Consider the following 1461-nt stretch of genomic DNA (forward strand, 5'->3'; position numbering starts at 1 on the left):
TTCATCTGCCAGGTCTCGGCCAAAGAGCCCGATCGGTTCAGGCTCGATCCGTCACACCACATGCTGGGAACATGCACCTTGGACTTGCACCGAGAAAGTGGAGAGCTCTTCTGAGGAAAGAAGAGCATTTCATGGGCAAGCCGCAGCGCCGGTTCGGGAAGGAATTCGAGGCTGAGGCCGTCCGTCTGGTGGAGACGAGCGGGCGCACGCAAAGGGAGATCGCCGAGGACCTTGGCGTCGGCCTTTCGACGCTGCGTCGGTGGCTCGACAAGCGCCGGGAGCGGGAGTTGGAGGCGCCGCCGCCCGGACGGCAGGAGGATCTGACGGCCGAGCTGAGGCGGCTGCGGCGCGAGAACGAGATCCTGCGGCAGGAACACGAGATCCTGAAGAGGGCTGCGACTTTCTCGCCAAGGAGGGAAGTCGATGAGGTTTCGTCTCATCGATGCGGCGAAGAAGGAGTTCCCCGTGCAGCGCCCATGCAAGGTTCTCGGCGTTAGTCCAAGCGGTTACTTCGTCTGCACGGAGCGTCCGACCTGCCGTCGGCAGCGCGACGACATGGTGCTGCTTGCGCATGTCCGCTCAGCCTTCGCCCTATCCAGCGGGACCTATGGCAGCCCGCGCATGACGTACGAACTTCGCGACAATGGGCTTGCCATTGGTCGCCGCCGCGTTGCCCGGCTGATGCGCGAGAACGGGCTCAAGGCTCGGCAGAAGCGACGGTTCAAGCGCAGCACCGACAGCTGCATGCCTTTCCGACCGCGCCGAACCACCTGGACCAGGGCTTCACCACCACGGGCCCGAACCAGAAGTGGGGCGCCGACATTTCCTATGTCTGGACCCTAGAGGGCTGGCTGTCTCGCCGTCATCATCGACCTGTTCGCCCGGCGTCTCATCGGTTGGGCGGTCAGCGGCCGCCTGCACAAGGAACTGGCATTGTTGGCCCTACGCCGGGCCATCGCCGTGCGGCGTCCTGCCGCCGGGCTCATTCACCATGCGGACCGCGGCAGCCAATACTGCTCCCTCGACTACCAGGCCGAGCTGAGGAAGAACGGCATCCTGATCTCGATGTCGGGCAAGGGAAACTGCTTCGACAACGCCATGGTCGAGACGTTCTTCAAGACGCTGAAGGCCGAACTCGTCTGGCGCACCGTCTTCCAGAGCCGGGCAGAAGTGACCGCCGCCATCGCCCGCTACATTGACGGCTTCTACAATCCCGTCCGGCGCCATTCGGCGCTCGACTTCAGCAGCCCCGCTTCAGTTCGAGACGCAGGCCACGTAAACCGAAACACTCTCCACTTCCCCGGGGCAAGTCCAGATCGCCCGATTGCCTGACACGGACGGTGCGAAGACCAAGCGCTCCCGGCTCAAGAGCTATCCGATCGGCTTCTTCCGCCTCGACATCGCCGAGGTCCATACCGAGCAGGGCCGCCTCTACCTGTTCGTTGCTGTCGACCGGACCTC

General features: G+C 63.9%; 2 pseudogenes. Both read left to right on the forward strand.

From position 1 onward, the window contains the following. Positions 1–131 precede the first annotated feature (131 nt). A pseudogene (locus tag EQG76_RS31330) lies at positions 132–1332 on the forward strand (IS3 family transposase). Then, positions 1316–1461 (forward strand): annotated as a pseudogene (locus EQG76_RS33915) (IS481 family transposase); the annotation flags it as partial. The pseudogenes EQG76_RS31330 and EQG76_RS33915, both read left to right, overlap by 17 nt.

The sequence above is a fragment of the Geminicoccus flavidas genome, assembly GCF_009806515.1.
Lineage (GTDB): Bacteria > Pseudomonadota > Alphaproteobacteria > Geminicoccales > Geminicoccaceae > Geminicoccus > Geminicoccus flavidus.